The 26,190-nt window shown below is 69.4% G+C and carries 24 protein-coding genes; 7 read left to right on the forward strand and 17 right to left on the reverse strand.

Annotated features, from left to right (window positions below; translation table 11 throughout):
- Positions 1 to 5: 5 nt before the first annotated feature.
- A complete protein-coding gene (locus tag OHO83_RS44330) occupies positions 6 to 1,310 on the forward strand; it encodes a dihydrolipoamide acetyltransferase family protein (protein ID WP_266681182.1) in 1,305 nt (434 codons plus the stop codon).
- A 127-nt stretch (positions 1,311 to 1,437) separates the two neighbouring features.
- On the opposite strand, the gene OHO83_RS44335 is transcribed toward OHO83_RS44330, so the two are convergent.
- Entirely contained in the window at positions 1,438 to 2,130 is a 693-nt protein-coding gene (locus tag OHO83_RS44335) for an NAD(P)H-binding protein (protein ID WP_266681184.1), read from the reverse strand.
- Positions 2,131 to 2,169: 39 nt separating this feature from the next.
- Positions 2,170 to 2,844 (reverse strand): TetR/AcrR family transcriptional regulator, encoded by a 675-nt coding sequence (locus tag OHO83_RS44340; RefSeq protein ID WP_266681186.1) that lies wholly within the window; start codon positions 2,842 to 2,844, stop codon positions 2,170 to 2,172.
- 188 nt (positions 2,845 to 3,032) lie between these two features.
- Between OHO83_RS44340 and OHO83_RS44345 the strand changes: the two genes are divergently transcribed.
- Together OHO83_RS44345 and OHO83_RS44350 are read left to right on the forward strand one after the other, a co-directional pair.
- Positions 3,033 to 4,418: an aldehyde dehydrogenase gene (locus OHO83_RS44345; RefSeq protein WP_266681188.1), complete on the forward strand. Its 1,386-nt coding sequence runs from the start codon at positions 3,033 to 3,035 to the stop codon at positions 4,416 to 4,418.
- A gap of 615 nt (positions 4,419 to 5,033) precedes the next feature.
- Positions 5,034 to 5,516, forward strand: coding sequence for a GNAT family N-acetyltransferase (locus OHO83_RS44350; protein WP_266681190.1), 483 nt, complete (start codon positions 5,034 to 5,036; stop codon positions 5,514 to 5,516).
- A gap of 291 nt (positions 5,517 to 5,807) precedes the next feature.
- Here the strand turns inward: OHO83_RS44350 and OHO83_RS44355 are convergent, their stop codons facing one another.
- Positions 5,808 to 6,029: a response regulator transcription factor gene (locus OHO83_RS44355; RefSeq protein ID WP_323187175.1), complete on the reverse strand. Its 222-nt coding sequence runs from the start codon at positions 6,027 to 6,029 to the stop codon at positions 5,808 to 5,810.
- Between the two features lie 315 nt (positions 6,030 to 6,344).
- Between OHO83_RS44355 and OHO83_RS44360 the strand changes: the two genes are divergently transcribed.
- Positions 6,345 to 7,226: an LLM class F420-dependent oxidoreductase gene (locus OHO83_RS44360; RefSeq protein WP_266681192.1), complete on the forward strand. Its 882-nt coding sequence runs from the start codon at positions 6,345 to 6,347 to the stop codon at positions 7,224 to 7,226.
- Positions 7,227 to 7,567: 341 nt separating this feature from the next.
- Here OHO83_RS44360 and OHO83_RS44365 read toward each other — a convergent pair whose 3' ends face one another.
- From OHO83_RS44365 to OHO83_RS44375, 3 genes are read right to left on the reverse strand one after another with little or no spacing between them, the layout of a single operon-like run.
- Positions 7,568 to 8,359, reverse strand: a complete 792-nt coding sequence (locus OHO83_RS44365) for an ABC transporter permease (protein ID WP_266681194.1) — start codon at positions 8,357 to 8,359, stop codon at positions 7,568 to 7,570.
- Entirely contained in the window at positions 8,356 to 9,324 is a 969-nt protein-coding gene (locus tag OHO83_RS44370; protein ID WP_266681196.1) for an ATP-binding cassette domain-containing protein, read from the reverse strand. Before OHO83_RS44370 ends, OHO83_RS44365 begins: the two co-directional genes overlap by 4 nt.
- Positions 9,325 to 9,355: 31 nt before the next feature.
- Positions 9,356 to 10,027, reverse strand: a complete 672-nt coding sequence (locus OHO83_RS44375) for a DUF4097 family beta strand repeat-containing protein (RefSeq protein WP_266681198.1) — start codon at positions 10,025 to 10,027, stop codon at positions 9,356 to 9,358.
- A gap of 367 nt (positions 10,028 to 10,394) precedes the next feature.
- On the opposite strand from OHO83_RS44375, the gene OHO83_RS44380 reads away from it, so the two are divergent.
- Together OHO83_RS44380 and OHO83_RS44385 are read left to right on the forward strand one after the other, a co-directional pair.
- Positions 10,395 to 11,126, forward strand: a complete 732-nt coding sequence (locus OHO83_RS44380) for a helix-turn-helix domain-containing protein (RefSeq protein ID WP_266681200.1) — start codon at positions 10,395 to 10,397, stop codon at positions 11,124 to 11,126.
- A gap of 466 nt (positions 11,127 to 11,592) precedes the next feature.
- The gene (locus OHO83_RS44385; protein WP_366121846.1) at positions 11,593 to 12,723 is read left to right on the forward strand and encodes an RNA-guided endonuclease InsQ/TnpB family protein; all 1,131 of its coding nucleotides are present in this window, start codon (positions 11,593 to 11,595) and stop codon (positions 12,721 to 12,723) included.
- Between the two features lie 74 nt (positions 12,724 to 12,797).
- Here OHO83_RS44385 and OHO83_RS44390 read toward each other — a convergent pair whose 3' ends face one another.
- From OHO83_RS44390 to OHO83_RS44400, 3 genes are read right to left on the reverse strand one after another with little or no spacing between them, the layout of a single operon-like run.
- Positions 12,798 to 15,032 (reverse strand): xanthine dehydrogenase family protein molybdopterin-binding subunit, encoded by a 2,235-nt coding sequence (locus OHO83_RS44390; RefSeq protein WP_266681204.1) that lies wholly within the window; start codon positions 15,030 to 15,032, stop codon positions 12,798 to 12,800.
- A gap of 9 nt (positions 15,033 to 15,041) precedes the next feature.
- On the reverse strand, positions 15,042 to 16,025 hold the full coding sequence (locus OHO83_RS44395) for an FAD binding domain-containing protein (RefSeq protein ID WP_266681206.1): 984 nt from the start codon (positions 16,023 to 16,025) through the stop codon (positions 15,042 to 15,044).
- A complete protein-coding gene (locus tag OHO83_RS44400) occupies positions 16,022 to 16,591 on the reverse strand; it encodes a 2Fe-2S iron-sulfur cluster-binding protein (RefSeq protein WP_266681208.1) in 570 nt (189 codons plus the stop codon). Before OHO83_RS44400 ends, OHO83_RS44395 begins: the two co-directional genes overlap by 4 nt.
- A 338-nt stretch (positions 16,592 to 16,929) precedes the next feature.
- On the opposite strand from OHO83_RS44400, the gene OHO83_RS44405 reads away from it, so the two are divergent.
- The gene (locus tag OHO83_RS44405) at positions 16,930 to 17,061 is read left to right on the forward strand and encodes a hypothetical protein (RefSeq protein WP_266681210.1); all 132 of its coding nucleotides are present in this window, start codon (positions 16,930 to 16,932) and stop codon (positions 17,059 to 17,061) included.
- Between the two features lie 21 nt (positions 17,062 to 17,082).
- On the opposite strand, the gene OHO83_RS44410 is transcribed toward OHO83_RS44405, so the two are convergent.
- The 8 genes from OHO83_RS44410 to ltnD all read right to left on the reverse strand — a co-directional run bounded on the left by OHO83_RS44410 (position 17,083) and on the right by ltnD (position 26,126).
- Complete coding sequence (locus tag OHO83_RS44410; protein ID WP_266681212.1) at positions 17,083 to 18,222, reverse strand: winged helix DNA-binding domain-containing protein; 1,140 nt, start codon at positions 18,220 to 18,222, stop codon at positions 17,083 to 17,085.
- 732 nt (positions 18,223 to 18,954) lie between these two features.
- Positions 18,955 to 19,716, reverse strand: a complete 762-nt coding sequence (locus tag OHO83_RS44415; RefSeq protein WP_266681214.1) for a FadR/GntR family transcriptional regulator — start codon at positions 19,714 to 19,716, stop codon at positions 18,955 to 18,957.
- Between the two features lie 5 nt (positions 19,717 to 19,721).
- On the reverse strand, positions 19,722 to 20,756 hold the full coding sequence (denD, locus tag OHO83_RS44420) for a D-erythronate dehydrogenase (RefSeq protein WP_266681216.1): 1,035 nt from the start codon (positions 20,754 to 20,756) through the stop codon (positions 19,722 to 19,724).
- Positions 20,753 to 21,547, reverse strand: a complete 795-nt coding sequence (gene otnI / locus OHO83_RS44425; protein WP_266681218.1) for a 2-oxo-tetronate isomerase — start codon at positions 21,545 to 21,547, stop codon at positions 20,753 to 20,755. Before otnI ends, denD begins: the two co-directional genes overlap by 4 nt.
- A 31-nt stretch (positions 21,548 to 21,578) precedes the next feature.
- A complete protein-coding gene (locus tag OHO83_RS44430; protein WP_266681220.1) occupies positions 21,579 to 22,886 on the reverse strand; it encodes an MFS transporter in 1,308 nt (435 codons plus the stop codon).
- Positions 22,887 to 22,952: 66 nt separating this feature from the next.
- Entirely contained in the window at positions 22,953 to 23,657 is a 705-nt protein-coding gene (locus tag OHO83_RS44435; RefSeq protein ID WP_266681222.1) for a class II aldolase/adducin family protein, read from the reverse strand.
- Positions 23,654 to 24,934 (reverse strand): 3-oxo-tetronate kinase, encoded by a 1,281-nt coding sequence (gene otnK / locus OHO83_RS44440; protein WP_266681224.1) that lies wholly within the window; start codon positions 24,932 to 24,934, stop codon positions 23,654 to 23,656. The genes OHO83_RS44435 and otnK overlap by 4 nt, the downstream gene beginning before the upstream one ends.
- Position 24,935: 1 nt before the next feature.
- Positions 24,936 to 26,126, reverse strand: a complete 1,191-nt coding sequence (gene ltnD, locus OHO83_RS44445) for an L-threonate dehydrogenase (protein ID WP_323187156.1) — start codon at positions 26,124 to 26,126, stop codon at positions 24,936 to 24,938.
- Positions 26,127 to 26,190 lie beyond the last annotated feature (64 nt).

Raw genomic sequence — 26,190 nt, forward strand, 5'->3', positions numbered from 1 at the left:
ACGCCATGCTCGTGACCAAGCACTTCCGTCTCCCCGATGTCGGCGAGGGACTCACCGAGGCAGAGATCCTCGACTGGCGCGTGGGACCAGGCGACCGGGTCGGCGTCAACGACATCATCGTGGAGATCGAGACGGCGAAGGCGGCGGTGGAACTGCCCAGCCCGTACACCGGGACCGTCACCGAAGTTCTCTGCGCCGAAGGTGAGGAAGTGGCCGTCGGCGCGCCGATCATCGCGATCGCGGTCGAGGACGACGGCGGCCGGCAGGCGGAACCCGAACCCGGCGGCACGGCCCACCAGCCGGCCGAGTCACCGGAGGAGGACGAGCCTGCATCCGTCCCCGCCCGTGAGCCCGTCCTCGTCGGCTACGGGCCGGCGCACGCGCAGACTGAGCGACGCCCGCGAAAGACGAAGCCCGAGCCCCCGGCCGTCGCACCTTCCACGCAGACGTTCCTCGCCACCCCGCCGGTGCGCAAGCTCGCCCGTGACCTCGGGGTCGACCTCCACCAGGTGACTGCCACAGGCCCGTCGGGACGCATCACACGCGAGGACATCCACCACGCCGTCGAGCAGCGGGCCACCGCGCCGAACACCCCCGACGTCCCCCGCGAGGACGTGATGCGCACACCGATTCGCGGAGTGCGCAAGCACGTCGCGGAGGCCATGGTCGAGAGCGCCTTCACCGCTCCGCACGCCACGGAGTGGGTCACGGTGGACGTGACGCGGTCCCTCAGGCTGCTGGAACGGGCGCGCGCTGACAAGGCGTTCACCGGTGTGCGCCTGACACCGCTGTGCCTCGTCATCAAGGCGGCATTGACCGCGATCGCGCGGCATCCCGAGATCAACGCGAAGTGGGACGCCGCGGGCGGTGAGATCGTCCAGTACTCCGACATCAATCTGGGCATCGCCGCGGCGACACCGAGAGGGCTCATCGTCCCCAACATCGCCGCGGCCCAGCGGCTGTCGCTGCGGGAGATCGCCCTGGCGCTCACCGACCTCATCGATCAGGCCCGCGCCGGCCGGACGCCGCCGGAGCGGATGAGGAACGGGACATTCACGATCACCAACATCGGTGTGTTCGGCATCGACGGCGGGACACCGATCCTCAACCCGGGTGAAGCGGCGATCCTCTGCTTCGGCCAGGTGCGGCGCACGCCGTGGGAGCACAAGGGACGTGTACGGCTGCGCGACACCACGACCCTGGCCATGTCGTTCGACCACCGCCTCGTCGACGGCGAGCTCGGTTCACTCGTCCTGCGCGACATCGCCCGGTTCCTGGAGCGGCCGGACCTGATGGTGCTCCATCACTGACCCGGCACTGACGGCGTGGAGGTGTGGCGACGTCGCGGCACTCCAGGCGGTGAACCAGCGCCCAACAGTTCATCAACGGGTGCCGCGGACATCGCAGGTGTTGCCGACATGCGTCCGTCTTGCCCGCTCACCCTGCGGCGGCAGGCTGGGGTGAGGGTGTGCCAAGCCGATTGATGTCGTCACTGTTGAGTACGTGCGACCCTTCGCCCTTCTGCCTGGCGACGGCGATCATCGCCTGCCCGAGGTGCTCGGTCGTCGTGGTGTAACGCGGCACGAGGCGGCGCAGGATCGGGTAGAGCCACGCCGTGAGCCGGTACAGCACCCGGTAACTGCCCGTCTGCGAGACGGCTCCGTGCCGGGGCTGGATGTAGCCGGGGCGGAACATGTAGGCGTGGAAGTCCATTGCCAACAGGGCGTTCTCCGTACGGCCTTTGACACGCGCCCACATCGCGCGGCCCCGCTCTGTGCTGTCGGTACCCTCGCCCGAGACGTAGATGAAGGTCAGGGTGGGGTTGTCTGCGCCGACCGCGCGGGCGGCGGCGAGCGTGTAGTCGTGCGTGATGCGGGTGTAGTCGGCTTCGCTGCACCCTGCCGCCGAGACGCCCAGACAGTAGAAGCAGGCGTCCAGTCCCTTCACCTCGTCCTCGATCGCTGAGAAGTCCGTGAAGTCCGCGTGCACGACTTCACGGATCTTCGGGTGGATCTTGTTCAGGGGCTTACGGACGACCAACAGGATGTCGGTGACGCTGTCGTCCAGGAGACAGGCGCGCAGGACGCCCTGCCCGACCATGCCGGAGGCGCCGAAGATGACCACACGCATATCTGCTCCAGGGGGAGTTGAGTGAAGGGGGCACGCGCGTCAGGATTGCGCGCGAGCCAGGGTGCCGGCGACGAGGGTGGCCAGGATTTCGTGCAGGGAGGGCGCGAATTCCATCCGGTGCACGGCCAGGGAGGGGTCGTCCTCGTAGGCGGAGAGCATGGCGGCTGACGGGCGGGCGTGTGTCCATACTGCCCCAGCAGCCATGATCATCTGTCCGCACAACTGCTCGGCACGCTCGCCGAGTTCGGGCAGGTGGACGCGGGCCAGGGCGGCGAGGCCGGCGACGCTGGAGAGCGCGGCCTTCTTGTAGCGAGCGGCGACTTCGGGTGAGACGTTGTGTTCCAGTACGCCGGCTTGCGCGCTGAGAAGGTCGCACAGGATCCGCCGGTCCGCGAGGGTGCGGGTGATGACGCCGGCGAACTGCTCGCCGCGCCGGACCACCGGTGCGGCGGCGTCGACGGCGGCGTCCAGCTGCTCGGGCAGGTCGGCGTTCCACTGCTGCCACGCCTGGTCGAGGAGCTCCAGCAGAATCGCTTCGCGCGACTCGAAGTAGCGCAGCACGTTCGACTTGGCGAGGCCGACCCGGCGGCTCAGCTCGTTGAGAGCGACCGCGGTCACGGGCATCTCGTCGAGCATCGCGGCCGTGGTGTCCAGGATCGCCTGGCGGCGCACCTCGCGCTGCTCCTCGCTGCGCGCGCGCTGGAAAGTCGTCATGCACCCCACTTTACAGACTCGCGGTCTTTTGACATCAGACCGACGGTCCCTTACGTTCGAGCACGTAATAGACCGGCGGTCTGAAATGGCTCGCCGGAATTCCCCATGCAGCGAGCCACGCCCGCCGCAGGCAGAAGGCGAGATACGTCACGACGTCCTACGACCAGCTCTTCATCGGTGGCCACTGGGTGGCCCCGGCCGGTTCCGAGATCATCGAGGTCCATTCCCCGCACGACCAGTCGCTCGTCGGTACGGTGCCGCACGCGACCGCGGCGGACGTGGACGCGGCGGTGGCCGCCGCCCGCGAGGCGTTCGACAACGGCCCGTGGCCACGGCTGACGCCCGAGGAGCGGCAGGCGACGGTCACGCGTTTCCAGGAGCTGTACAACAACCGGTCCGCCGAGATGGCCGCACTGATCACCGCGGAGAACGGTTCGCCGATCGCGGTCACCACGGGCCTGAACGTGCACGGCCTGTCCGAACAGACCGCCGCCTACTTGCGCGCCGCCGCAAGCCTGCAGTGGGAGCAGCAGCTCGCGTCCGGGGCGCTGCTGCGCCGCGAGGCGGTCGGCGTCGTCGCCGCCGTCATCCCCTGGAACGCTCCGCACCAGTCGGCCCTGGCCAAGATGGTTCCCGCGCTGCTCGCCGGCGCCACCGTCGTCCTCAAGGCGTCGCCGGAGACGGCGATCGATGCCCTGGCGCTCGCGGAGGTCTTCGCGGAGGCCGGCTTCCCCGAGGGTGTCATTTCGGTGCTGCCCGCGGGCCGGGAGACCAGCGAGTACCTCGTCGCCCATCCAGGCGTCGACAAGATCGCGTTCACCGGGTCGACGGCGGCCGGCCGCCAGATCGCCTCCCTGGCCGGTGAGCAGCTCAAGCGGGTCAGCCTGGAGCTGGGCGGCAAGTCCGCCGCGATCATCCTGGAGGACGCCGATGTCACCGCGGTCGCCGAGGGCCTGAAGTACCACTCGCTCGGCAACAACGCGGAGAACTGCCAGGCCCACACCCGGATCCTGGTCCCGCGCAGCCGCTACGAAGAGGTCGTCGACGCGGTCAGGACGATGATGGAGTCGCTGACCGTCGGCGACCCGTCCGACCCGGCCACGTTCATCGGCCCCATGGTCCGCGCCGACCAGCAGGAGCGCGTGCGCTCGTACATCGAACTCGGCATCGCCGAGGGCGCGCGCCTGGTGACCGGCGGGCCGCAGGTCCCCGAGGGCCTGGAGGGCGGCTTCTACGTCTCCCCGACCCTCTTCGCCGACGTCGACAACTCGATGCGCATCGCCCGCGAGGAGATATTCGGCCCGGTCCTGGTCGTCATCCCCTTCGACGACGAGGACGACGCGGTCCGCATCGCCAACGACTCCGACTACGGCCTGGGCGGCGGCGTCTGGTCCGCCGACCGTGAACGCGCGCTGGCCGTCGCCCGCCGGGTGCGCACCGGACTGATGCTCGTCAACGGCGCCATGCCTGCCTTCGACGGCCCCTTCGGCGGCTTCAAGGCCAGCGGCACAGGCCGCGAGTTCGGGGCCGTCGGCCTGGGCCAGTACATCGAGTACAAGACCATCGCCGTCTGATCCGTACTACCCGTCCGAGGCCGACGCCGCCTGGCGCACGGTGTCGCAATCCGCGGCCGAGCCCGCCTCAGGCGCGCAGAGGAAATGACGCGGCCGTGAGCAGCACCGCTCCTGCCGATCCGTGAGCGAGCCAGGGAAGTCGCACGTACAGCTGCGCCGAATGCCACGGAAGCGGAGACCCCACAGCAACACCGAAACGCGTGTGTGGGGTGGACCACCGGAAGGGCGGGGGCTGGCGTCGCGCCCCTTGGCGGGCCTCCCTTGAGGTCTGGGATTCCGCTGCACACTCTCGCGCCTGACTCTCCACCGACTGGACTGCTGGAGTGGCCGTGAGTCAGGCAGGCACGAGTCGTGTCGCGCTGCAGCCGGGAGGTTCACCCTCCGCCTCATCGGAACGGGCGGCTTCTCAACTGCCGTCGCTGTCACAGCAATCGAGCCGCATCGCTGCCTGACGCATCCCTGCACCTCAGTCAGGTAGCGTGACGCGCATGGAGTGCTTCGCGGCCTGGCGCATTCGCCACTGAGGATCGGCCCGCTGCCGCGTCTGCGGTCGAGCGAGCCAGTCGACGACTGTTGTGTTCAGCGTTCGACCCCTCGTTCAGAGAGGCATGTTCCATGTTCATTCGCCCCTTCGCTCAGCGTGACCAGGCACGTCTGATCGAGCTGACCATCGAGACGTTCCGGCCGTTCTTCGAGGGTTCCTTCCGCCCTCTCGTGGGCGATGCCATTTTCACTCTCCAGCACGGCAACTGGCGTGACGACTACCGCAAGCAGGTCGCCGAACTCCACAACCCCCACCGGCACAAGTACGTCGCGGTCGCCGAAATCGACGGTGCCATCGCCGGGTACGTGGGGTGGAGCGTCGACCCGGCCCGCAGGCACGGAACCATCGCGATCCTGGCCATCGCAACCGAGCACCGCCGCGACCACGCGGGCACCGTGGTCTGCCGGCACGCATTCGACGAAATGAAATCGCTCGGAGCCGAGATGGTCGAGATCGGCACCGGAGGTGACACCTTCCACGCGCCGGCCAGAGCCCTGTACGAGAGCCTCGGGTGCATCCAAGTCCCGGCCGCCGTCTACTTCCGCCAGCTCTGACGAGCTTTCGCCCGGGACGGACCGCACCCACGCACCCGACCCGGGCGGGGTGAGCTCACGGGTGATCCATCAGCGCCAGTGATGTTGTGCCCCACTGGAGACCCTGCTCAGGAGGACGGGACCCCACGGCGAGTGCGGAGCGCAGGCGCCCGGCGAGTGCACCCACCGGGCTCCCGCCCCGCACCCCGGACACGATGGCGGACGTATGACGACCGCAAGCCGATCCGCATACGTCGAAGCCCAGTTGCTGCACGCCGCAGCGGCCGGTCCGCGCCCCTCGTCGGCCCTACGTCAGTCCTCGCCGGTCGGGGCAATGGTCGCTGATTCGGTGCGGGTTTCGGCGCCGAGTTTGGCCGGGATGTGGGAGACATGCATGCCTGCTGTGCTGGGGGAGATGCGGCGCCGTTCGGCGATGCGGCGGTTGCCCAATCCCTCGGCGATCAGGGTCAGCACATCGCGTTCCCGTGAGGTGAGCCTGCCCGCGTCGGGGGCAGGACACGTGGCCAGGGCGATCTGGCGGCCGAGGGGCGCCGCCCTCTTTGCAGGAACGGCCGGACGCCGTCTCGGTCACCGGCAGCGCGCGCGGCCCGCCCGCCGTGCAACAGGCTCTGCGCCAATTCGTAGCGGTGGGGTAGCCCGGTCGCCGTCGGCTGATGCCGGGTCAAGTAGTCGGCGGGCTGCGGCGGCAGTGCGCGGGCCGTGCAGGAGGTGACACGCGGACTGTCCGGGTCCGTTCGTCCGCGTGGGCCAGCGCTTCCTTCGCGCGCGGCGCGCCACATCACGCGTGAGCGTCCGGCTCGCATTTAAGGTGACGCCCGGAGGTGGAAGATGCGAGTGGGGTTGCACGCGCTCGGTATCGGTGACGGTGCTCGTCCAGAGGTGATCCGTACGGTGGCCACAGCCGCGGAGACACACGGCTTCGCAAGGCTTTGGTGCGGCGAGCACGTGGTGCTCGTGGACGCGCCCGCCTCGCGCTACCCCTACTCCGCCGACGGCCGGATCGCCGTGCCCCCGGACGCGGACTGGCTGGACCCGCTGCTTGCCCTGACCTTCGCGGCGGCGGTCACCAGCAGGATCGAGATCGCCTCCGGCGTACTCCTGCTGCCTGAGCACAACCCGGTCCTGGTCGCCAAACAGGCCGCCACACTCGACGTGCTCTCCGCCGGGCGGTTCACCCTCGGGGTCGGGGTCGGCTGGTCGGCCGAGGAATTCGCGGCGCTCGGGGTCCCCTTTGCCAAGCGCGGGCGGCGGGCCGAAGAGTACCTCGCCGCGATGCGCACCCTGTGGGCCGAGGACCCGGCCTCCTTCACAGGGGAGTTCACCCGCTTCGAGGCGATCCGGGTCAATCCGAAGCCGCTGCGCGGCGGCCGGCTCCCGGTCGTGGTCGGCGGCAACAGCGACGCCGCCTTGCGCCGCGCGGCCACGCTCGCCGACGGCTGGTACGGCTTCAACGTTGCGGCGGCCGACGTCCCGGCGCGCATCGCTGTCCTGGCCGATGAGTGCGCCCGCCACGGTCGCCCCTTCGACGAGCTCACGGTCGCCGTAGCGCTGAGCGACGGTGTCCCGGAGCACCTTCCCGCACTCGATGCGGCGGGCGTCACCGAACTCGTCGTCGTCGGCGCGCCGCCGCCCGCTGCCGACGCGGCAGCCGACTGGGTCGCGGAACTCGCCCGGACCTGGATTCGTCCTGCGGACCTGGATTCGTCCTGAGGGATGACCCGGGCCGGCCGGAGCACCAGCCGAACCGTTTCGCGCTCGCAAGTCGTCTCCCAGGCGACAGGGTGGCAGACCTGAGCCCCGGCGGGCGCGCGCCACTTGGCGTACAGCAGGGGGCAAGGCCCGCAGGCTCCGTCATGAAAAGGCAGCCCTTCTTCGCGTCAAGAATGAGCGAGCCCTTCCAACCTGAACGCTCTGCACGCGCGTATGGGTGTGGCGGCGTACTCCGACGTGGTGTCGGGGTGCGCCGCCACGAGGTGGTGCGGTAGGGGTTGTGTTGCCGTCACGGGGTGGTGCGTGCGGGTTTTGCGTGGTGGTCCGCCTGGTCATGCGGGCTACTTCGGGTCGTTGTTGAACTTGGCTTTGGACCAGTAGTAGCCGAGGACGGTCAGGCCGAGGCTCCAGGCGATGGTGAGCCAGCAGTTGATGCCGATCTCGGTGCCGAGGAGGAGGCCGCGGAGGGTTTCGATGGCGGGGGTGAAGGGCTGGTACTCGGCGATGGGTCGGAACCAGCCGGGCATGGTGTCGGTGGGGATGAAGGCGCTGGACAGGAGGGGGAGGAGGATGAGGGGCATGGCGTTGTTGCTGGCGGCTTCGGCGTTGGGGCTGATGAGGCCCATGCCGACGGCGATCCAGGTGAGCGCCGTCGCGAACAGGACGAGGAGTCCGAACGCGGCGAGCCATTCGAGGGCGGTCGCGTCGGTGGAGCGGAAGCCGATGGCGACGGCGACGGCCCCGACGAGGATGACGCTGGCGATGCACTGCAGGACGCTGCCGATGACGTGTCCGATGAGGACGGAGCCGCGGTGGATGGCCATGGTGCGGAAGCGGGCGATGATGCCTTCGGTCATGTCGTTGGAGACGGAGACGGCGGTGCCGATGGTGGTGGAGCCGATGGTCATCAGCAGCAGGCCGGGGACGATGTAGGCGATGTAGACGGAGCGGTCGGCGTCGTGGCCGCCGATGCCGGTGCTCATGACGTCGCCGAAGATGTAGACGAACAGCAGGAGCAGCATGATCGGTGTGAGCAGCAGGTTGAGGGTGAGCGACGGGTAGCGGCGGGCGTGCAGGAGGTTGCGACGCAGCATGGTGGTCGAGTCGCGCACGGCGAGGGACAGGGAGCTCATCGGACGGTCTCCTTGGGCTGGTTGGGCTGGGCCGGCACGTTGGTGGTGGTGAGGGCGAAGAACACGTCGTCGAGGTCGGGGGTGTGCACGGTCAGCTCGTCCGCCTCGATGCCGGCCGAGTCCAGCCGGTCGAGGACGGAGCGCAGGTCGCGCTGGCTGCCGTCGCTGGGGATCTGCAGGGTGAGGGCCTCGTCGTCGCGGCTGGAGCCGCTCATTGCGGAGGCTGCGTTCTGGTAGGCGTCGGGGTCGGTGAAGCGGAGCCGGATGTGTCCGCCGGGGATGAGTCGCTTGAGTTCGTCGGCGCTGCCTTCGGCGGCGATCTTGCCGTTGTTGAGGACGGCGATACGGTCGGCGAGTTCGTCGGCCTCGTCGAGGTACTGGGTGGTGAGGAAGACGGTGACCCCGTCGGTGACGAGTTCGCGGATGATGCCCCACATGTTGTGGCGGGCGCGGGGGTCGAGGCCGGTGGTCGGCTCGTCGAGGAAGATGATCCGGGGGTTGCCGACCAGGGTCATGGCGATGTCGAGGCGGCGCTTCATGCCGCCCGAGTAGGTGGAGGCGGGCTTCGATGCGGCGTCCACCAGGTCGAACCGCTCCAGCAACTCGGCGGCGACGCGGCGCCCTTCGCGCTTGGGGAGGTGGTGGAGATCGGCCATGAGGAGCATGTTCTCCTCGCCGGTGATCAGGCCGTCGACGGCGGAGAACTGCCCGGTGACACCGATCGCTCCGCGCACCGCCTGCGCCTGGGTGGCGAGGTCGTGCCCGCCGACGCGGATCTCGCCGGAGGCGGGGTCGGGGGAGAGGAGGGTGGACAGGATCTTGACGGCGGTGGTCTTGCCGGCGCCGTTCGGGCCGAGCAGGGCGAAGACCGTTCCTTCGGGGACGGCGAGGTCGATGCCGTCCAGGACGGTCTTGTCGCCGTACGACTTGCGCAGCCCGTTCGCCGCGATGGCCGAAGTGCTCATGAGGGGTGTTCCTTTGGGGGTTGTGGGTGGGTTAGAGGCTGTGGGCGGTGATGTCGCCGTGGGCGGTGGTGGCGTGGATGGTGAGTGCGGCGTTGGTGCCTGTGGTGTTCTGGAGGGTGTTGTGGATGCGGCCGTAGGTGGTGCCGGCGTTGAGGGTGGCGGAGGTGTTGCGGGCGGCGCCGATGGTGATGTCACCGAACTCGGTGCGCAGTTCGACCGTCCCGCTCGTGGCCTCGGCGACGTTCAGGTCGCCCTTTTGGGTGCTGATCTGCGCGGGGCCGTTCAGGCGGCCGACCAGGATGTCGCCGGCCTGGAGGGTGAGGTGGGTCTTGGTGGTCTCGTCGAGCTTGACGGTGGCCTGTGCGGCTTCGAAGGTGACGTCGCCGAGACGTCCCACACCGCGCAGTTCGGCGGCGGCAGTCTTCGCCTCGATGCGGGAGCCGGCGGGCAGTTGGACGGTCACTTCGACGGAACCGGAGTTGCCGAGGATCCGGTTCTTCGCGGCGGCAGCCTCGATGCGCAGAACACCGTCGGCGTAGGTGACCGTGGTCTGTTCTGCGGCCTTGAGGTCGCGGCTCTTGGACTTGTCGGCGGGCAGGATCTCGACGGTGGTGTCGGCGCGGTCAGCGGCGATGAACTGGATGCGGCCTGCGGGGATGTTCAGGGTGGTGGTGATGGGGGTGGGGGTGTCGAACTTCTGCATGGTGTGCTCCTTGGCTCCGTTGTTTCTGATGGGCGAAACGCTACGTTGCATTCAAGGATCGGGCAACGGTCTTGTTGCTCAATAACCCTATAACCGCAGGTAGTTGCCGAGATTTCATTGCAATGGTCTGGACTCGAATGCAACAGAACTCACCCCCGGTCGTTGCAATGAAATGAGAGTGAACGCTATAGTCGACCCGCCGGACCCCAGCTACGGATGCCGGCCGCCAGGTACTGGTTGCTGGGTATGGAGTCAGGGCGCCGGACACCGGAGGCGAACGCCGGCGTCCGGGCGCAGTTGCCGGGTACGGATGCCACGCACGGGCGCCGGGGCCGGTGCAGGGCTGTGAAGGAGAGGGAGAGCGTAAATGCCGGGAGGCAGACTTACCCAGCCGGAGCGTCAGCAGATCGCGCTGGGGCTGGCCGACGGCCTCGCCTACGCCGAGATCGCCAGAAATCTGGAGCGCCCGACGTCGACGATCACGCGTGAGGTGATGCGTAACGGCGGCCCGACCGCCTACCGCGCGGACCTCGCACACCGGGCCACGGAACAGCGGGCCCGCCGCAAGCAGGCCACGCCCCGGGAAGCGGGAACGCCGGCGCAGGCTTATGGGCGTGACGCGGAGGCGGTGCGCGCGTATGAGGAGACGTTCACGACCGTCCTCATACAGTCGGGCACACCGAAGATGATGGCGCGGGTGATGTCCTGCCTCACCCTCACCGACACCGGCAGTCTCACCGCCGCCGAACTCGTCCAGCGTCTCCAGGTCAGCCCCGCGTCCATCTCGAAGGCGGTCGCGTTTCTGGAGAGTCAGGGCATGGTCCGCCGGGAGCGCGATGAGCGTCGCCGTGAGCGATATGTCGTGGACAACGACATCATGTACCAGTCGATGATGGCGTCCGCCCGCTCCACCGCCCACATGGTCGACATCGCGCGGCAGGGTGTCGGTGTCCTCGGTTCAGGCACTCCGGCCGCGACCCGTCTGGAGAACATCGCCCGCTTCCTCGATTACGTCTCCGAAAGCATTGCGCGCGCGGCGGAACAGGCCCGCGACATCCTCCACACCCAACCCGAACCACCCAAGGACAGCACCACCTGAGCCGCCCTGAGGCCGCAGCCGGACAGCCGCCGGCTGCGTCGATGACGAGTGACGACGCGAGTTGGTGAGTTCGCGCACCGGTCGGTGAGCGCAGGATCAGAAGGCGTCGGCGGGTTGTGGCAGCACCTGCGCGGCCAAGGGCCGTTATGTGCCGGGATCTTGTGACGCGATGAACGGCCCGCCCAGCCGGCCCCGCGCCGCGGGCTGCTTCGGATCAGGGCTTGGCGGACAGCGATGACGAAGACCAGTCGGGTGGTGGCGAGCCGGGTCTGCGCCCGCTGCGATTCGGTCCGATCTTGGCCGACGCCATGGCCCAGGTGAGCCTCCTCGCTCACCCGGGCCATGGCGTCGGCCAGGTCGTTGGCTTCGTGGGGGACTCTCTTGTGGAGCAGACGCACGGATATGCACGCTTGTCAGTGGCTCTGGCTAGGCTGAACGCGTGAAGATTGTGGTGCAGGTGAAGCTGATGCCGGAGGCCGACCAGGCCGCCGCGCTGGCGGCGACCCTGCACACCGTGAACGAAGCGGCATGCTGGGTGTCACAGGTGGCGTTCGAACATGGTGTTCCGCGTGAGTACGAGCTGCGCAAGCACACCTACGCCCAGTTGAAAGCACGCGGTCTCGGGGCGCAGTCGGCGCAGCACGTCATCAAGAAGACCCGCGACGCCTACACCACCCTGGCCGCGAACCTGCGCGCCGGGAACCTGGGCAGGCCGGGCTCGAAGCGGCGGCGCAAAGCAGAGTCCAAGCCAATCACGTTCCGGCCGGAGGCGGCGCAGCCGTACGACGACCGGTGCCTGTCGTGGCAGTACGACGCGCAGACCGTGTCTGTCTGGACGACCGCCGGACGTATGCGAGGCGTACGGTTCGCCTGCTCGCCAGGCGCGCTCGAGACGCTGCGCGAGCACCGGCGCGGCGAGTGTGATCTGATCAGCCGGGACGGCGTGTTCTATCTGGTCGCCACCTGCGATGTCCCCGAGCAAGAGGCGTACGCGCCGGACGGCTTTATCGGCGTGGACCTCGGCATCGTCAACATTGCCACCACCTCCACCGGACACCAGGCGGCCGGACGCGGCCTCAACCGGTACCGCAAGCGGCAGTTGAATCTGCGGCGCAAGCTCCAGAAGAAGCGCACCAAGTCGGCGCGCCGGGTCCTGGTACGTCAGCGCGCCAGGGAAGCTCGCCACGTCCGCAACACCAACCACATCATCGCCAAGACGATCGTGACCGAGGCTGAACGCACCGGACGCGGTATTGCCCTGGAAGAACTCAAGGGCATCCGCGCACGGGTACGGCTCCGCAAGCCACAACGGGTCACGTTCCACTCCTGGGCCTTCGCCCAGCTCGGGGATTTCATCGTCTACAAGGCCCGCCGGGCCGGTGTACCACTCGTCCACGTCGATCCGGCCTACACCTCGCAGCAGTGCTGCCAGTGCGACCACATCGACAAGAACAACCGTGTCGACCAGGCACGTTTTATCTGCCGGGGCTGCGGCGTCGTTGCGCACGCGGACCGGAACGCTTCCCACAACATCGCTCGCAAGGGCGAGAGCGTGTGGAACGCGGGGCGTGAGTCACGCGTCCCTGCCACCTCCTAGGGGTGGTTGGACGGAGGAGTCCACCCGGCAGCCAGTCGGGCGCTACCTCCAAGCCCGGTTCTTTAAGGGCCGGGTCAAGTTGACGTCTCCATCAGTGGCAGACCGGGGAGCACCTTCTCGATGGTGATGGGGAAGTCGCGCACGCGCAGGCCGGTGGCGTTGAACACCGCGTTCGCGATGGACGCACCGGCCCCGCAGATGCCCACCTCGCCGACGCCCTTCGCGCCCAGGGCGTTGGCCTTGTCGTCGTACCCGTCAAGGATGACCGCGTCGACGTCGGGGATGTCGGCGTGGACCGGCACCAGGTATTGCGCGAAGTCCCGGTTGACGAAGGCACCGGTTCGCAGGTCGACCACGGCCTCTTCTTCGAGGGCTGCGCCGGCTCCCCAGATCATGCCGCCGATCAGCTGCGAGCGAGCCGTCTTCGCGTTGAGCGCGCGGCCGATGGAGAACACGCCGAGCATGCGCCGCAGCCGGATCTCGGCGGTGTCCGCGTCGACCCCCACTTCGGCGAAGTGGGCTCCGTAGGTGTTGATCGAGTAGTCGGTGTAGTTCGGATCGTCGCCCATGAAGCGGGTACCGCCCTCCGCCTCGACGCCTTCCGGATGGTTGCGTGCGACGATCTTGCTCAGCGCCTCGGACGCGCCGCCGATGACCACGTTGCCATCGGAGAACACGGCGTCTGCCGGGTCCAGTCCGTGCAGCGGCGAGCGCGTGTCGCCGCATGCCGCGTCCAGGAGCTGCTCGCGCAGGGCCATACACGCGCCGTGCACCGCATTGCCCGAGCTGGCGGCGCCCCACGAGCCGCCGGACCCCCAGCTGGTGGGAAACTCGGAACGCCCGAGCTCGATCCGCACCCGATCGGGCGGCAGTCCGAGCCCGTCGGCCGCGACCTGGGTCAGGACGGTGTACGTGCCCGTGCCGAGGTCGGTCATGTCCGTCTGGACGACGGCGGTGCCGTCGGCCTCCAGCCGGACCCGTGCCGCGGTGGGCCCTTGGAAGTGCCCGCGGATGGCGGCCGACATGCCGTAGCCGACCAGCCATCGGCCGTCACGCACACTCGCCGGGGTGGCCGGGCGGTGCTCCCAGCCGAACCGGCGCGCGCCTTCGCGCAGGCAGTCGATCAGGTGCCGGTCGCTGTACGGGACGGCTCGCTCGGGATCGACGGTGGGCTCGTTGAGGATGCGCAGCTCGACGGGGTCCATCCCGAGCGCGTGGGCCAGTTCGTCCATCGCCGACTCGACCGCGAGCATGCCCGGCGCTTCGCCCGGTGCGCGTACGTCGGTCCCCGGCGGCAGATCGAGCGGCGCCAGCCGGTGGCTGGTCAACCGGTGGGGTGCGGCGTAGAGGCTGCGGGTCGTGGCGGCGGTCTGTTCGGCGTACTCCACGTCGGGGTTGGTGTGCATGGTGACGTCATGGGCGATCGCGGTCAGTTGTCCGTCCGGCTCCGCGCCCAGTCGAACCCGCTGGCTGGTGGTGGGGCGGTTGCCGACGAGCTGGAAGATCTGTTGCCTGGTCATCGCTACCTTGACCGGTTGGCGCAACTCGCGGGCGGCGAGCGCCGCCAGGATCGTCTCGGAATGGATGCCCAGCTTGGAGCCGAATCCCCCGCCGACGAAGGGGGTGACGATGTGCACGCGCTCCGGGGCGATCCGAAGCGTGGCGGCGACCGAGGCCCGCGCCGCGTCGACGATCTGGCAGCTGACGTAGACGACCAGGTCCTCGTCGCGGGGTTCCACGAGGCACGCGTGCGGTTCCATCGGCATCGAGAGCTCGTACGGTGTCGTGTACTGCTGGTCGACCTTGACCGCCGCGCTGTTGAACCCGGCGTCGAAGTCGCCGACCGCGGTGTCGGTGGGGAGACCGGCGTTGACCACCTTCGGGATGTACACCTCGTCGTCCTGTTCGGCGAAATTGAAACGCCCCTGCCCGCTGGTGTATTCGACTTCGACCAGATCGGCCGCCGCTCGGGCCTGCTCGAAGGCCGTGGCGACGACGAGTGCGACCGGCTCGCCGTAGTGGTGGATGTCGGGGCCGGTCAGCACCGGCTGGGCGCGCCAGTACTCGGCCGGAACGGACTCGTCACGGACACCCTGTGTGGGGGCGTTGTGATGGGTCATCACCATCTTTACGCCGGGTGCGCGTTCGGCGTCCTCGGTGTCGATTCGGGTGATGCGGCCTTTGCCGATCGTCGCGCCGACGATGAACCCGTAGAGAGGCTGGCCGGCCCCCCACTGCTCGTAGGCGTAGGTGGCCTGCCCGGTGACCTTCAGCGGGCCGTCGACGCGGTTCAGAGCTTGCCCGATCATCTCGTCTCCTCAGCTCGCCTGAGCTGCTTGTGCCAGCGTGCGGCACAGCGTGCGCTTGGCCAGCTCGATCTTGAAGTCGTTGTGCCCCTGCCCCACGGCGTCGCGCATCGCGTCCTCGGCGGCGGCGCGATAGGTGGCCATCGTGGCGGGACGGCCGGTCAGCGCGGCCTCCGCCTCGATGGACCGCCAGGGCTTGTGCGCGACACCGCCGAAAGCCACCCGCACCTCACTGATCGCTCCCTGATCGGTCGAGACGACGGCCGCCACGGAGATCAGCGCGAACTCGTACGACGCCCGGTCTCGCACCTTGCGGTAGACCTGCCGGCCCGACGGCGGCGGGGGAAGGAGCACGCCGGTGATCATCTCGCCAGGACGCAGGACGGTCTCGATGTGTGGGGTGTCGCCCGGCAGCCGGTAGAAGTCCGCGATGGCGACGCGGCGTACCGACCCGTCGGCGTCGAGCAGTTCGATCTCCGCCTCCAGCATGGTCATCGCGACGGCCATGTCCGAGGGGTGGGTGGCGATGCAGGAGTCGCTGACTCCGAGGACGGCGTGAATCCGGTTGAATCCGCCGATGGCCGAGCATCCGGAACCGGGATCCCGTTTGTTGCAGCCCGCAGCTGTGTCGTAGAAGTAGGGGCAGCGAGTGCGCTGCAACAGATTTCCCCCGGTGGACGCCTTGTTGCGCAGCTGGCCCGAGGCACCGGCCACCAGTGCCTCCGACAGCACCGGGTAGCGGGTACGGACTCGGGCATCGGCGGCCACATCGGAGTTAGCCGCCTGTGCACCGATCCGCAGTCCGCCGTCCGGGAGCTCCTCGATGTCCCGCAACGGCAGGCGGCTGATGTCGACCAGGTGGCTGGGCTTCTCGATGTCGAGCTTCATGAGGTCGAGCAGGTTGGTGCCGCCGCTGATGAACTTCGCGCCGGTTCTGGACACCGCAGTGACGGCGGCCTGTGCGTCCGTCGCCCGCTCGTAGGTGAAGGACCTCATGCAGAGCCTCCGTCCGCGATGCCGCGGATGGCCGCGACGATGTTCGGATAGGCGGCGCACCGACAGATGTTGCCGCTCATCCGCTCGCGGATCTCCTCATCGGTCAACGCGATCCGCGGCGAGGTCACGTCAGCGGTGGCATGGCTGGGCCAGCCCGCCTCCACTTCGGCGATCATGCCTACGGCCGAACAGATCTGGCCGGGGGTGCAGTAGCCACATTGGAAACCGTCACGCTCGATGAAGGCGCGTTGCATGGGGTGCAGGGCATCAGGAACGCCCAGGCCTTCGATCGTCACGATCTCGTCGTCCTCATGCATCACGGCGAGCGTCAGGCAGGAGTTGACGCGCCGGCCGTTGATCAGCACCGTGCAGGCGCCGCACTGCCCGTGATCACACCCCTTTTTGGTCCCGCTCAGGCGCAGGTGCTCGCGCAGCGCGTCGAGCAGCGAGGTCCGTGGATCCACCTCAAGCCGTCGCACCTGGTCATTGACGTTCAACTCGATCGCCGAGAGTTGGGCCAGCTCACCCTGGCTCCGCCCCGCGGTGCCCGGATCCGCATCACTCACCACGGCCCGCCTTCCTCGCTGGATGTGGGTGTCACCCTGGATATGCGTCGCCGCTGTGGGGCGGCATCCTCCTCAAGGTCTCGCAGAAACCGCTGAACCGCTCGCCGGAAGGCGCTCAACGGCGCCCGCCTCACCCGGCCGGGCGCTTCCACGCGACAGCTGGGCGCGCATCTCATGCGGCCGCCGCGAGAACCGGCGCCGGGTGGCGAAGACGGGCCCGGGCGTCGGCCCGCCCCATATGCGCTTGTCTGCATCGTCCACCTGACGACCGGCGGCTTCCACCAGGACAACCGCGGGGGCGGCACACCTTCGCCGCCCGCAGCACGGCCTTGTGCGGCATGGTCGGGGAACGGGCGCCGAACATGATCAGCGGCCTCTTCGGCGTGCACAGGAACACCGCGACCCAGTGGGCGGCGCCCGCCCGGAACAGCTGCGCCGACCACCTCGCGGCCCTCAGCGCCATCGAATGAGGACGTGCTCGTCGGACGCGGTCAGCCCTTGACGATCGTCCGCTCGACCTCGGGAAACCCCTTGTCCCACCAGTGTCCGTAGCGCCGGTAGACGGCTGGATCGCGGTCGGCGAGCAGCAATGACAGCTTTTCCGCTTCCTCGGTCAGACCTTGCCACGCAGCCCTGCCGAGCTTGCGGAAGGCGGTCAGTTCCAGTCCGCCGTGGACTGCGTGCCACACTCCGACGACCTGCCCGTCGACGAGCATGCAGGGCAGCACGTCGCCGTTACGCCGGACGGCTAGTGGCCGGTACTCCGGGGGCATGAGCCGCCCGGGGACGGCGTGAGCCAGCAGCGTGCTGTCCCACATCGGCAGCAACCTCGGCGGCGCCGGAGTGTCATCGGCGGGCACGGCAGCGCCGGCCAGGTCGAACAGGGCGGCGCGGCCGGGGCCTGGAACCCGTACCACCTGGTCGCCGAGCTCATTCAGCGCTTTGGTTATCACGGTGCGTGTCAGCAGGGTGAACCGGGCGAAGTCCTGGGCCGACGCGGGACCGAACGCACGCAGGTAGGCGAGCAGCAGGCGCTGGACCCCGGCGTCGGCCTCCTGCGGCGCGGCCGCAGGACCGGCCGTGGAGGCGCGGTAGGTGTTTGGCTGTGTGAACGACCACGGGCCGCCGGTCGGGGCATGGTGCACCGGCGCGAACGTACGCAGCGCCCACCACACGCGGTGTGCGTGCTCGCCGTGTCTCCCCGCGACCTCGTCCTCCACCTGAGCGCCGGTGCGGGGCCGCTCCAGGAACGCGGCGAGCTCTGGGAGCAGCGCGTCGGCGTCGTTGGGGGTCAGCCCTGTTGCGGTGAAACGGCGGTCGTACAGCCGCGACGCCCGCAGCGTGCTCAGCATGGCGGCGCGGTAGGGCTCGTAGTCCTCGGCATGGACGACGTGCAGCGTGATCCGCATGAGGGTTGCTTTCACGATCCGGCCGTGTGTGAACGCTGCGTCGAGGTCCTCGGGCGCGAAGTCCTGCACACGGTTCCACAGCGCCAGATACGGGGACGCCGGTGTCTGCGCCTGCAGAGCGCAGACCCGGCGTACAGCCTCCGCCACATCGAGGCGCCGGCGTTCGAGCAAGAGCTGACGGTCCAAGGTGGCCAGGGTGAGCTGTCGCGCAGTGAGGCTCATGGCCGGATCATGCCACCTCGGGCTCTCGCGCGAAGCAATTGCCAATGGGGGGAGGTCAGTTGAAGGAGCTTTGCTGTTCGAGCTTCCCGCCTCTTCGAGGTCGATTCGGTCAGGCAGCGTAGAACCTTGGCGCTGGATGAATTGACCGCGTTGGAACCGGGCGCCGGCATCCGAAGCGAGCGATACCTGGTTGTGCTGGGGCCGGAATGACGCCGGGTTCGAGCACAGTTATGAACTGTCGGCATCAACATTGGTGGGCGGGTGGCACGGGTGGTGTACGGGGTGCTCCGTCGCCAGAATGCGAAAGGTGCCCGGTACCCCGAATCGCCGGGCTCCCTCTGTCAACCGCTCCCCGCGCTCGTACGGTCCGCTACCCAACGGGGGCGAGCCGTACGAGCTCATGCCGGTGGAGGAGGCTTGCGTGTAAGGCGCTCCACCTGGTTTTCTGCGACCCTTGGCGAGGCCGGATGCCAGCGGGTGCGGTGCGTGTCCGGTACGCGGTGAGGTGCGCTGAGGGAGAGGACGAGGCCGGTCGGTGGCCCAGGTGTGACGCAACTCCCTCTCGGTGCACAGCAGTTCCGGAATGGCGAGCTCGCGCTCCCGTGGTGCGTGCCGGTGGTGCTCGCCTCTCGTTCCCCCGCCGTCGCGTCTCGACGAGCGGGACACGGCAGCGACGGGCGGAGAGTTGTGGCTGCGGGCGAGGGGCATCAAGGGGTCTGGCCCCGAAGGGGACTACTCGGCCGCGTCGAGTTCCACGCCCAGGTCCTGTGCCGCGTTCCAGAACTCGGGGCCCGCCTTTTGGAGCCTGGCCGCCGCGTGTTTGAGGTGGCGGCGGGCGGCGGTGCGGGCCGCCTTGGCGTTGCCCTCCTCGATGGCCGCCAGGATGGCGTGGTGTTCCTCGCGGACCGCGTCGAAGAAGTCGTTCCGGCGGGCCTCGTTCGCGCGGGTGACGCGGATACCGCCGCGGGACACCTCGCCGAGGTAGCGGACGGTGGAGACCATGACCGCGTTGCCGGTCGACTCCGCGATGGAGCGGTGGAAGGCCAGGTCCTCGTCGGCGCCGTCGCCGCCCGCCGCGACTGCCGCGTCGATCGCGTCCAGGGCCTGCCGCATCCGGGCGTGGTCGGCGGCGGTGGCACGGGTGGCGGCCAGTTCGGCCGCCTCGCCCTCCATGGCGCGGCGGACCTCGACGATCTGCAGCACCTTGGCCTTGGTGTCGGAGGTGCCGGTGGTGTCGGCTTCGAGGTCAAGGGGACGGGTGCGCCGGGGCAGGACGAAGACGCCCCGCCCCTGGCGCGCCTCGACCAGGCCCGCGTTGCTCAGCCGGGACACGGCCTCGCGGATCACGGTGCGGCTCACGCCGAGCTGCTTGACCAGTTCCACCTCGGTCGGCAGCTTGTCGCCCGTGGTCAGCCGCCCGGACTCGATCTCGTCCGCGAGCATCGCGGCGACGCGGTCCGCGAGCCGGACCGGCCCGTCCACCTTGGTAAACATGGTCGTCAGTCTATCGGCGTGGGCTTGGCCGCCTCGGCGGTGACTGCCTGCGGGTGGTCGGCGACGTACTGGTGCACCACGGCCGCGAAGTCCGCGTCGGGCTCAAGGCCGAGCCGGGCCGCGCGGGCGTTGTCGAAGGCGGCCGGCCAGGAGCCGACGATGGCTTCGACGGCCGGGTCCGGCGCGACCTTCACCAGGTCGGCGACGGCGTCCCCTGCGACCTGACGCAGCGTGTCGAGGATCTCGGCGACCGTGACCGTGAGGGCAGGGAGGTTGACCGGGAGGCCGCCGGACAGCTGCCCGGGGCCCTCGCCGCGCTCGGCCTGCGCCACGCGCAGAATGCCCTCGACGGTGCGGCGCGGGGAGGCGAGGGCGACCCGCAGATCCGGGCTGACCGGGCAGGTCGCCTCGAGGCCGGCCAGCGGCTCGCGGACGATGCCGGACAGGAAACCGGAGGCCGCCGCGTTCGGCTTGCCGGGGCGCACCGAGACCGTCATCAGGCGGGTGACGCGCCCGTCGAGGAAGCCGCGGCGGGTGTACTCGGCGATCAGCTGCTCGCAGATCCGCTTCTGGACTCCGTAGCTGGACTGCGGCGTGGGCAGCGTCGACTCGCTGACGACCTCCGGAAGCGGCAGCGCCGCGTCCGAGCCGTAGACGGCGACGCTGCTGGCGAAGACCACCCGTACCGTCGCACCGCCGGCGGCCGACTGGGCGCGCGCGGCCTCGAGGAGGGCGCGGGTCGTGTCCAGGTTGGCGCCCATACCGAGGTCGAAGTCCACCTCGCACTCGGCGGAGACCGCGGCCGCGAGGTGGATGACCACGTCCACGGGCTGTGCGAACAGGTCGCCGAGGTGCTCGGTCAGGTCACCCTGGACCACGTCCACGAGCGGGTCGGCGGCCAGCGTCGAGTCCTGCGGCACGAAGAGGTCGGCGAGCACGAGGCGGGTGATGGGTGCGCCGTCGAACGAGCGCTGCTCCAGAAGGGCCTGTGCGACCTGGCGGCCCAGGAAGCCGAAGCCACCCGTGATGACGATCCTCATGCGTTGTCTCCTTGGAACTTGTGTCGCCAGCCGAGACCCTCGCTTGTGCCGGCCTTGGGGAAGTACTCGCAGCCGATCCAGCCGTCGAAGCCCAGCTCGTCGACGACGGACATGAGATGACGGAGGTTCAGTTCCCCGGCATCGGGCTCGTGACGGTCGGGCACGCCCGCGATCTGGAGGTGGGCGACGCGGCCGGTGGGCAGGTCGCGGCGGAGTGTGGCGGTGAGGTCGCCCTCGACGATCTGGCAGTGGTACAGGTCGAGCTGGACCTTCAGGTTGGGAGCGCCCACCTCCTTCACGACCGTGTGGGCGTCGGCCTGCCGGCTCAGGAAGTAGCCCGGCATGTCGCGGCCGTTGATCGGCTCGATCAGGATGTCGACGCCGACGGCCGCTGCCTGTCCGGCGGCGTAGGCGAGGTTCGACAGGTAGGTCGCGCGGTACGGCGCCGGGTCGGCGTTCTGCGGTACCAGGCCCGCCATCATGTGCACGCGCGGGCAGTCGAGCGCGGCGGCGTACTCCAGGGCGCGGTCGACGCCGTCGCGCACCTCCGCCTCGCGTCCGGGCAGCGCCGCGATCCCGCGCTCACCCGCGTCCCAGTCCCCGGGCGGCGCGTTGAACAGCACCTGCCGCAGTCCGTGCGCGTCGAGACGGCGCCGCAGTTCGGTCGCCTCGTACGCGTACGGGAAGAGGTACTCGACGGCCTCGAAGCCGTCCGCAGCGGCCGCGGCGAAGCGGTCGAGGAAGTCGTGTTCGGGATACAGGGTGGACAGGTTCGCGGCGAACCTCGGCATGGTGACTCCGTAAGGTGTGAGGCAGGCTCGGTCAGCGGTTGACGACGCTCTTCTTGGTGACGAGGACGGCCGCGGCGCCGATGACCAGGCCCAGCGCCAGGACGTACATCGGGATCGCCGTCGAGTCGGTGGCGTCCTTGAGCGAGCCGATCATGTACGGGCTGACGAAGCCGGCCAGGTTGCCCACCGAGTTGATGACGGCGAGCCCGGCGGCGGCCGCGGTCCCGCTGAGGAAGGCGGTCGGCAGCGACCAGAACAGCGGGGCGCAGGTCAGCACGCCCGCGGCGGCGATCGAGAGCGCGACCAGGGAGAGGGCGGTCGACCCGGTCCAGCTCGCGGCCAGCGAGAAGCCGACGGCGCCCATCAGGCTCGGGATCACCAGGTGCCAGCGGCGCTCGCGCCGCTTGTCGGCGGAGCGGCCGAAGAGGTTCATCGCGACGAGCGCGGCCAGGTACGGCACGGCGCTCAGCGCGCCGATCGCGAAACCGCCCTTGATGCCGGTGGACTCGACGAAGGTGGGCATCCAGAAGGTGAGCGCGTACTGGCCCATCACGAAGAAGAAGTAGATGAGGCACATCAGCCACACCTTGGGGTCGCGGAACGCGTCCCACGTCTTGCCGTGCTCGGTGTGGTGCTTGGTGTCCTTCGCGATTGCGCGCTCGATCACGCTCTTCTCGTCGTCGCTCAGCCACTTCGCGTCGCGCACACTGTTGTCCAGGTAGAACAGCGTCATCACGCCGACCGCGATGGCGGGCAGCGCCTCGATGAGGAACAGCCACTGCCAGCCGTTCCAGCCGCCGGTGCCCTCGAAGACGTCCATGATCCAGCCCGAGAGCGGGTTGCCGAAGATGCCCGCCACGGGGATGGCCGACATGAACATCGCGATCACCCGGGCCCGCCGCGCGGACGGGAACCAGTACGTGCAGTAGAGGATCACGCCCGGGTAGAACCCGGCCTCGGCGGCGCCGAGCAGGAACCGGAGCACGTAGAACGTCGCCTCGTTGTTGACGAAGACGAACAACGCGGAGACCACGCCCCAGCTGATCATGATCCGGGCGATCCAGGTGCGGGCACCGACCTTTTGCAGCATCAGGTTCGAGGGGACTTCGAACAGGAAGTAGCCGATGAAGAACAGTCCGGCGCCGAGGCCGTACGCCGCCTCGCTGAAGCCGAGGTCCTCGGACATCTGCAGCTTGGCGAAGCCGACGTTGACCCGGTCCAGGTAGGAGACGACGTAACAGAGGATGAGGAAGGGGACGATGTGCCGGATGACCTTGCGGAACACGGCGTTCTCGCGAGCGAGTTCGGGGGTGTCGGCCGTTGTCACAGTCGTGGACATGAGGGGCACTTCCTTGTGCGGCTCAGTGGTTCTCGAGCGAATGGGGACGGGAGCGGGAGCGGGGTTCTACCAGGAGGCGCCGAAGGCGGTCCTCAGTTCGGCGATGGCGTCGTCGGTCAGGGGCTCGGGCCGGCGGCCGGTCGTCAGCCACAGGCGTGCGGTCTCCTCCAGCTCTTCGAGGACGGCCAGTGCGGACGCGGCGTCGGGGCCCCAGACGACGGGGCCGAGCCGGTCGAGCAGCACCGCCCGGACAGGAGTGCCGTTCGCCGCACGGGAGTTGATCCGTTCGGTGACCAGATCGGCGACGCGCGGGTCACCGGGCCGGTGGTAGGGGACCAGCGGGACGTGACCCACCTTCATCACGTAGTACGGGGTGAGAGGAGGGAGCACGTCGTCCTGCTGCCACACCCCGGCCAGCGTCAGCGCGACCAGGTGCGTGGAGTGGGTGTGGATGACGAACCGGGCGGTGGGGTCGGCCGCGTAGATGCGCCGGTGCAGGGTGAGCGTCTTGCTGGCACGGTCGCCCGCGATCTGCTCGCCGTCGCCGTCGACCTGGGCGAGCCGGGCGGCGTCGAGGAAGCCGAGGGCCGCATCGGTCGGCGTGATCAGGTGGCCGTCGTCGAGCTTCGCGCTGATGTTGCCGGCGCTGGCGTGGACGTAGCCGCGGGCGAACAGGCTGGTGCCGACGCGGACGATCTCGGCGCGTGCGCGGTCGGCGGCCGTGTCGATGCCGCCAGTCCCGCGGTCCGGCGTGTCGCGGTCCTGTGTCACTCGGACTCCCCGGTCAGGACGGCGAAGGCTGCGGTGAAGAAGTCCGGGCCACCGAAGTTGCCCGACTTGAGCGTGATGTGGAGGGTGTCGCCGCCGGGCAGCGGTGCCGCGCACCACGGCACACCCGGGTCGATCTGCCCACCGATGCGCAGGCCCGTGAGGCCGAGCGCCTGTACGACGGCGCCGGAGGTCTCGCCGCCCGCGACCACGAGCTGCCGTACGCCGCGCCGGACGAGCCCCTGGGCGACGCGGGCGAGCGTTTGCTCCACCAGCTCACCCGCCTCGGCGGCGCCGAGCTGCCCCTGCACCGAGCGGACCGCGTCGGGCGACTCGGTCGAGTAGACGAGCACGGGCCCGTCGGCGAGGTGCTTGTCGGCGAAGGCGAGCGCCTGGGCGGCGACGTCCTCGCCGGCGGCGATCCGCAGGGGGTCTACGCTGAACGCGGGGCGGCCGGTGCTGAGGAACTCCCGTACCTGGCCGTTCGTGGCGGCGGACACGGAACCGGCGACGATGGCCTGCCGGCCGCCGGCAGGCGGCAGCTGGGCGGCGGCCGAGGACGGTTCGAAACCCCAGTTCGCGGGCAGCCCGATCGCCAGGCCCGAACCGGCGGTCACCAGCGGCAGGTCCTTGACCGCCGCACCGAGCCGTACGAGATCGTCATTGGACACGGCGTCGACGATCGCGGCGCCGACCCCCTGCGACCGCAGCTGCGCGATCCGGGCCCGGACCGCGTCAGCGCCTTGTGCCACCACCTTGTGGTCGACGAGGCCGATGGGCCGCGTCGTCTGCGCGTCGAGCACGGACACCAGATTGGAGTCCGTCATCGGCGTGAGCGGGTGGTGGCGCATGCCGGACTCGGCGAGCAGGACGTCGCCGACGAACAGGTGCCCCTTGAAGACGGTGCGCCCGTTGTCGGGGAACGCGGGCGTCGCCACGGTGAAGTCGGTGCCGAGCGCGTCCATCAGGGCCTCGGTGACCTGGCCGATGTTGCCGGCCGGCGTCGAGTCGAAGGTGGAGCAGTACTTGAAGTAGATCTGCTCGGCGCCCGCGGCGCGCAGCCACTCAAGGGCGCGAAGGGACTCCTCGACGGCCTCGGCCGCCGGGACCGTACGCGACTTGAGGGCGATGACCACCGCGTCCGCGTCGGCCGCGGGATCAGTGCCCCCGGCCGGTACGTCGATCAGCTGGACCACGCGCATGCCCGCGCGCACCAGGTTGTTGGCCAGGTCGGTGGCGCCGGTGAAGTCGTCGGCGATGCACCCGAGGCGGACGCTCACGTCAGTCCTCCTTCTTGGGCTGGTCGGTCGGCTGGGGCTGGTTCACGGGCTGCGGCAGGTCGATGCCGGGGAAGATCTTGATGACCGCACTGTCGTCCTCACCGCCGAGTCCGGAGGCGGACGCCTGCAGAAACATCTGGTGGGCGGTGGCGGACAGCGGCAGAGGGAACTTCTGCGGCCGGGCCGAATCCAGTACGAGTCCCAGGTCCTTGACGAAGATGTCGACGGCGGACAGTGGCGTGTAGTCGCCCGCCAGCACATGGGCCATACGGTTCTCGAACATCCATGAGTTGCCGGCGCTGTGCGTGATGACCTCGTAGAGCGCCTCGGCCGGAACGCCGGCCTTGATCCCCAGAGCCATCGCCTCGGCCGCAGCGGCGATGTGCACGCCGGCGAGCAGCTGATTCACGATCTTGACCTTCGAGCCCAGCCCGGCGTGGTCGCCGAGACGGTACACGGTGGCGCTCATGGCCTCGAGTACCGGGTCGGCGACGGCGTACGCCGCGGCGCGGCCCGACGTCATCATCGTCAGCTCACCGGCGGCCGCGCGAACGGCGCCGCCGGAGATGGGCGCGTCCAGGTAGAGCACGCCCAACTCGTCCAGACGGCCCTCCAGCCCGGCGGACCAGTCCGGGTCGACCGTGGAGCACATCACGTAGACGGAACCGGGGCGCAGCCGCTCCGCCGCTCGGCCGTCGCCGAAGAGGACCGACTCGACCTGCGCCGCGTTGACCACGACGCCGATCAGGACGTCCACCTCCGCCGCCAGCTCGGCGGGGGAGGCGAACGCCGTCCCGCCGTCACGGGCGAACCCGGCGGCCACCTCCGGCCGCAGGTCGTGGACCCCCACGTCGTATCCGGCGTTGCGCAGGCTGCGGGCCATGCCGAGGCCCATGGCCCCGAGCCCCACCACGCCCACACGCGCCCGCGTCGGCCGCTGCTGGTCGTTCATGTCCGCCCTCGTCATCGTTGACTCGTCGACTCGTACGTGTCGATGTGCTGCTCCAGTCACGAGCAGCGATCGGGTCATATGATGACCTGCGGATGTCGCGAAGCACAAAGTGATGCCCGTCACATCCGCGGCGCCGCCCCTGTCCCTGCCGGCACCGGCTTCGGTGCCCGGTCTGCATTGCGGCGGTCGCTCCGCGGTGTGCTGCTCCTGGAGCCGGCCCGAGCCGGAAACTCCCCTCATTCATGTGAGGGCGGATTCAAGAAATGCGACAGCGCGTGTTTCGCGGCTTCGGCGGGCATCGCCG

Source organism: Streptomyces sp. NBC_00569 (assembly GCF_036345255.1).
Taxonomy (GTDB): Bacteria; Actinomycetota; Actinomycetes; order Streptomycetales; family Streptomycetaceae; genus Streptomyces.

What these genes read in the sequence shown, in the direction of transcription:
- OHO83_RS44330 (WP_266681182.1), top strand. Translation starts at nt 6, where the DNA reads ATGCTCGTGACCAAGCACTTCCGTCTCCCCGATGTCGGCGAGGGACTC.
- OHO83_RS44335 (WP_266681184.1), bottom strand. Translation starts at nt 2,130, where the DNA reads ATGCGTGTGGTCATCTTCGGCGCCTCCGGCATGGTCGGGCAGGGCGTC.
- OHO83_RS44340 (WP_266681186.1), bottom strand. Translation starts at nt 2,844, where the DNA reads ATGACGACTTTCCAGCGCGCGCGCAGCGAGGAGCAGCGCGAGGTGCGC.
- OHO83_RS44350 (WP_266681190.1), top strand. Translation starts at nt 5,034, where the DNA reads ATGTTCATTCGCCCCTTCGCTCAGCGTGACCAGGCACGTCTGATCGAG.
- OHO83_RS44360 (WP_266681192.1), top strand. Translation starts at nt 6,345, where the DNA reads ATGCGAGTGGGGTTGCACGCGCTCGGTATCGGTGACGGTGCTCGTCCA.
- OHO83_RS44365 (WP_266681194.1), bottom strand. Translation starts at nt 8,359, where the DNA reads ATGAGCTCCCTGTCCCTCGCCGTGCGCGACTCGACCACCATGCTGCGT.
- OHO83_RS44370 (WP_266681196.1), bottom strand. Translation starts at nt 9,324, where the DNA reads ATGAGCACTTCGGCCATCGCGGCGAACGGGCTGCGCAAGTCGTACGGC.
- OHO83_RS44375 (WP_266681198.1), bottom strand. Translation starts at nt 10,027, where the DNA reads ATGCAGAAGTTCGACACCCCCACCCCCATCACCACCACCCTGAACATC.
- OHO83_RS44380 (WP_266681200.1), top strand. Translation starts at nt 10,395, where the DNA reads ATGCCGGGAGGCAGACTTACCCAGCCGGAGCGTCAGCAGATCGCGCTG.
- OHO83_RS44385 (WP_366121846.1), top strand. Translation starts at nt 11,593, where the DNA reads ATGCCGGAGGCCGACCAGGCCGCCGCGCTGGCGGCGACCCTGCACACC.
- OHO83_RS44390 (WP_266681204.1), bottom strand. Translation starts at nt 15,032, where the DNA reads ATGATCGGGCAAGCTCTGAACCGCGTCGACGGCCCGCTGAAGGTCACC.
- OHO83_RS44395 (WP_266681206.1), bottom strand. Translation starts at nt 16,025, where the DNA reads ATGAGGTCCTTCACCTACGAGCGGGCGACGGACGCACAGGCCGCCGTC.
- OHO83_RS44405 (WP_266681210.1), top strand. Translation starts at nt 16,930, where the DNA reads ATGGTCGGGGAACGGGCGCCGAACATGATCAGCGGCCTCTTCGGCGTG.
- OHO83_RS44410 (WP_266681212.1), bottom strand. Translation starts at nt 18,222, where the DNA reads ATGAGCCTCACTGCGCGACAGCTCACCCTGGCCACCTTGGACCGTCAG.
- OHO83_RS44415 (WP_266681214.1), bottom strand. Translation starts at nt 19,716, where the DNA reads ATGTTTACCAAGGTGGACGGGCCGGTCCGGCTCGCGGACCGCGTCGCC.
- denD (WP_266681216.1), bottom strand. Translation starts at nt 20,756, where the DNA reads ATGAGGATCGTCATCACGGGTGGCTTCGGCTTCCTGGGCCGCCAGGTC.
- otnI (WP_266681218.1), bottom strand. Translation starts at nt 21,547, where the DNA reads ATGCCGAGGTTCGCCGCGAACCTGTCCACCCTGTATCCCGAACACGAC.
- OHO83_RS44430 (WP_266681220.1), bottom strand. Translation starts at nt 22,886, where the DNA reads ATGTCCACGACTGTGACAACGGCCGACACCCCCGAACTCGCTCGCGAG.
- ltnD (WP_323187156.1), bottom strand. Translation starts at nt 26,126, where the DNA reads ATGAGGGGAGTTTCCGGCTCGGGCCGGCTCCAGGAGCAGCACACCGCG.